This window comes from Mycobacterium sp. (genome assembly GCF_032162105.1).
In the GTDB taxonomy this organism is placed as follows: Bacteria; Actinomycetota; Actinomycetes; order Mycobacteriales; family Mycobacteriaceae; genus Mycobacterium.
In genome coordinates, this window is record NZ_JAVRPS010000717.1 from 1 (window position 1) to 4,594 (window position 4,594).

Annotated in this window: 3 protein-coding genes; 1 reads left to right on the forward strand and 2 read right to left on the reverse strand. The window is 67.0% G+C overall.

The features are described 5' to 3' along the window. Positions 1–1,189: polyamine ABC transporter substrate-binding protein (locus tag QOC69_RS36315; protein ID WP_526447719.1), on the reverse strand; the 1,189-nt coding region annotated here is incomplete at its 3' end. Between the two features lie 52 nt (positions 1,190–1,241). Beyond that, positions 1,242–2,321: an ABC transporter ATP-binding protein gene (locus QOC69_RS36320; RefSeq protein WP_526447721.1), complete on the reverse strand. Its 1,080-nt coding sequence runs from the start codon at positions 2,319–2,321 to the stop codon at positions 1,242–1,244. Between the two features lie 397 nt (positions 2,322–2,718). Between QOC69_RS36320 and QOC69_RS36325 the strand changes: the two genes are divergently transcribed. Next, the gene (locus QOC69_RS36325; RefSeq protein WP_526447723.1) at positions 2,719–4,116 is read left to right on the forward strand and encodes a purine-cytosine permease family protein; all 1,398 of its coding nucleotides are present in this window, start codon (positions 2,719–2,721) and stop codon (positions 4,114–4,116) included. The last annotated feature ends 478 nt before the right edge of the window (positions 4,117–4,594 follow it).

Sequence of the window (4,594 nt, forward strand, 5' to 3'; positions counted from 1 at the left end):
CACCCGTCACCGCGGCGTAGATGGTGTTGAACTGCTGCGTCTGCTCGTCGGTAAGGGGTGCCCAGCCCTTCACCTTGTCCAGGGTCGACTTCGGCGGGTTGATCAGCGGGTTGGAGCCCAGCTTGGGGTCGATCTTGTCGAGCTCGGCAGTCATGTCGGACAGCACGGGGACGTACTGAGTGTGCGCGATCAGCTTGGCGTAGTTGGGGCGGTCATAGATGTAGTTGATCCACGCCTCGGCGGCCTTCTGGTTCTGGGTGGTGTACGGGATCACCATCGTGTCGACGAAGGTGGTACCGCCGGAATCCGGAACGATGAATTGAAGGTCCGGGTTGTCGGCCTGCAACTGCACGACGTCACCTGAGTAGGCCTGCGCGATCGCGGTGTTGCCCGCCGCCAGGTCGTCGGCGTAGTCGTTTCCGGTGAAGCGGCGGATCTGGCCCTTGTCCTTCTGCTCCTTCACCAGATTCGCGGCCTTCTGGATGGCCTCCGTGGTCGGCTCCGTCACCGAGCCGCCCTGCGACAGCATCAGCATGCCGAGGCCGTCCTGTGCATCGGAGAACAGGCTGACCTTTCCCTTGAACTTCGGATCCCACATGTCGTCGATGGTCTTGATGTCGCGTCCGGTGGCTGCCCGGTTGTAGGCGATCCCGACGAGGCCGGACATGTAGGGCGCGCTGAACTTCCGGCCAGGGTCGACGTCGGCCTCGAGCAGGTCCGGCCGGAGGTTCTTCTTGTTGGACCAGGCACTCTCGCGGATCTCGTTGAGCCAGCCGAGAGTGTGCAGCCGGGTCGCCATGAACGTGGTGGGCACCGCCAGGTCGGCGCCGATGTCCTGCTTGCGGGACAACGGTTCCTTGTTCTTGGCGAACCATTCCTCGTTGTCGTTGAAGTCTTCCTTGTAGTCCACGGTGATGCCCGTGGCCTTCTGGAACGCCGCGACGAAGCCATCGGCCATGTAGAGCGGCCAGTTCGACACCCGCAGTGTGCCGCTGGCGGGGGAGCCGTCGTCGGCAGGCGCGGAGGAGGACGCGGTGGAGCCGCTGTCACTGGAGCCGCACGCGGCGAGTGTCACCCCGCCGAGCGCGAGAGCCGCTGCGGCAGCAGCACTTCCGCCTAGGAACCGCCTACGGGAGGTTCGGGCGTTGGCGAACTGTGACAGGAGCCCTTGGTTGATCTGGTTGGCCATGGCAGGGGGGTGCCTTTCTGATTCCGCGGCGGGGAGGGGGTTTCGACTCGCGTTAGGGCGTGTCGGGTGAGTCGAGCATTTCCTCGAGATCCTCCGTAGTGGGGATGTCGGCGGCGGGCAGGACGAGCGACGCCTCCGGTGCCCAGCAGACGTACACCTCGTCTCCGGGGCGCAGCAGCGGCAGCTCCTGTTCGGCGCCGACGTGCGCGATCACCGGTGAGTCGTCGGGCGCGGCCAGCGAGAGGCGCACGACCGGGCCCTGGAACGTCAGATCGGTCACGGTGGCCTTGACCGACACCAGATCCCCGGTGGGCACCTCCATCGACACCCGCACGCGTTCGGGCCGCACCATCACAGTGGCCTGGCCGCCGGGCTCGATCCGGGTGGTACCCGGCCGCGCCCGAACCGTGGTACCGAGAACCGCGACCTCGGCGATGTCGCCGTCGACCCGGCTCTGCCGGCCGGCCCACAGGTTGGCCTGGCCGATGAAGTTGGCGACGAACACCGTCGAGGGTGCGTCGTAGATCTCGGTGGGGGTGCCGATCTGCTCGACGTTGCCCGCGTTCATGACCGCGATGCGGTCGCTCATGGTCAGCGCTTCCTCCTGGTCGTGCGTCACGTAGACGAACGTGATGCCGACCTCGCGCTGGATCCGCTTGAGCTCGAACTGCATGGCGTGCCGCAGCTTGAGATCGAGCGCGCCGAGCGGCTCGTCGAGCAGCAGCGCGCTTGGGTAGTTGACCAGGGCCCGGGCCAGCGCGACGCGCTGCTGCTGGCCGCCGGACAGCTGTGCAGGCTTGCGCTTGGCGAAGTCGGTGAGACGGACGATGTCGAGGATCTCGTCGACGCGCCGACGAACCTCCGCCTTGTCCTTCCTCGTGCTGCGCGGCCCGTACGCGACGTTGTCCCACACCGTCATGTGCGGGAACAGCGCGTAGTGCTGGAACACCGTGTTGACGTTGCGCTTGTGCGGCGCGACCCGCGACACGTCCACCCCTTCGAGACGGATGGCGCCCTCGGTCGGCGTCTCGAAACCGGCGATCATTCGCAGCGTGGTGGTCTTGCCGCAGCCCGACGGCCCGAGCATCGAGAAGAACTCGCCCGATGCAACGGAGAAGTCCGCATCCGCCACGGCGACGTAGTCGTCGAACCGCTTCGTAACGTGGTCGATCTCGACGACCGGACGACCCGTGTCGCGGGTGGCCCCGTCCTCTCCCGTTGTGTGGTCGGCGGCTGTGGTGTGTGTGCCGGTCAGGGCGAAACCTCCCTCGTCCCCCCGGGACGAAACTGCTCTTCGAGCTCGGATAGTCGGCCGTGCAGCGGCGCGGCTGTGGATAAACCATTGCCGATCAGCCGCACCTTCGCAAGTGATTCCGCAACGAATTTACTTTCCGACAGTGGAATCCCTCGCTCGGCATCCGCCCAAGGAGCAGATTCCGCGCCGAGGAACCCGCGGCGGCACTGCCGACGCACGGCAACGTTGTACCGGTGGACGGTGCGTGCGTCGGCCGTCGTGATCGAATGACCACATGAACAAGGCCGTTACGTCGTCCCCACCGCCCAGCGCCCTGAACGCGCCACCGTTCAGCGGTCGGACGCCCAGCGGGGCCGGTGACTTCTCGGTCGAGACGCACGGCATCGCACCCGTCGGCGACGCCCAGCGGTACGGCTCGCCGGGACGATTGTTCACCGTCTGGTTCGCCCCGCAGGTCAACATGACCGGTGTCTTCACCGGTGCGCTCGCGATCACATTGGGCCTCGGCTTCTGGCTGGGATTGCTCGCGATGGTCATCGGCACCGTGCTCGGATCCCTCATCGTCGGTTACCTCTCCACCTGGGGTCCCCGCACCGGAACCGCGCAGCTGCCTGCGGCGCGGATGGCGTTCGGTGGGGCGGTCAAGCTCCCCGCTGTGCTGCAGTGGCTGTCCTCGATCGCGTGGGACGCGCTGGTCGGGTTGTTCGGCGGTGAGGCCCTGGCCGTGCTGCTGGGCATCCCGTTCTGGGCGGCCGTGCTGATCGTCCTTGGGGTGCAGGGGGTGGTCGGCTTCTTCGGCTACGAGGTCATCCACCGGTTGCAGGCCGTGCTGACCGTCGTTCTCTTCCTCACCTTCGTGGTCTTCGCGGTCAAGCTGGTCGGCGGACACGACGTGGTGACGCCGCCGACGGTGCAGGGCGCCGACCTGGCCGGCGCCTTCGTGCTCGAGGTGACGATCGCGCTCAGCCTGGCGGTGTCGTGGGCCAGCTATGCCTCGGACTTCAGCCGCTACCTCCCGGCCACGTCGTCCCGGGCGCGGGTGTTCGGCTACACGTTCGCCGGGATCGTGCTGGCGTACGTGTTCGTTCAGGGCATCGGCATCGCGGCAGGCGCGCTGGTGTCCGAGCAGACCGCCGAGGGAGTGCGGTCGGTGATGGGTGGCGGCGTCCTCGGCGGGCTGGCGCTGCTGATCATCGCCCTTGCGTCGGTCGGCTCGGGTGTGATGAACGACTACAGCGGGTCGCTGGCCCTGCAGACGCTCGGCGTGCGCGTGCGCAGGCCGCTGTCCTCGGTGGTGGTCACCGTGCTGGCGTTCGGCCTGATCCTCTGGCTGCATGCCGCCGACACCGCGGCGCGGTTCCAGAACGTGCTGCTGGTGGTCAGCTACTGGATCCCCGCGTTCGTCGCGGTGGTCGTCGTGGACTGGCGGATCCGCAGCCGCGGGCGGGCCACCGTCGATCCCGACGTCGAGCAGACCGCTGGGCCCGACGCCGTGGCCGCGCTGGTGGCGTTCGTCGTCGCCTACGCCGCGGCCGTCCCGTTCATGGACACCTCGATCTATCAGGGCCCGATCGCCGTGGCGTGGCACGGCGCCGACGTCGCGTACTTCGTCAACTTCCTTGTCGCGTTGGCGATCTACGGTGGCTACCGGTTCGTCCGGCTGCGACGCTGACCGGTCAGCCCCTGCCCTCGAACCGCGACAGGTAGAGCTAGGTCGGCCGGTGACGCTGTAGCGAGGGTCGTTGCTTCCGCCCAGCAGACGTAAAAGTGCCCCAAAACACCGGTTCTGGGGCACTTTTGCGTCTGCTCGCGGAGTAAGAACTAGCGGCCCCTGGCCGGCTGCGCTGCCACCGACGCCGATGACGCAGCACGGTGTCCGGCTTCGCCAGCAGCTCCTCGTACAGCTGCCTGCGGATCGCCCAGGTCTCGGCGTCGCTGACGTAGGGCGCCAACTCAGGCATGGTCTCGGCGTGCTGGTGGTGCACGGCAACCCACAACGGCTCAACGAGATTTAGACGGTATGAGGGGCTGGGGCCTCGCTCACATGTGAACGTGGGTTGCCGTCAGGAATGTGGTCCTGGCCGGTAGAGCCACAAGATGTGGGAGGCCCCAGTGAGAAATTATCGTACGAGTGTCGGGTTGGATGTGCA

Coding starts and splice junctions, on each gene's coding strand:
- QOC69_RS36325 (WP_526447723.1), top strand. CDS start 2,719: ATGAACAAGGCCGTTACGTCGTCCCCACCGCCCAGCGCCCTGAACGCG.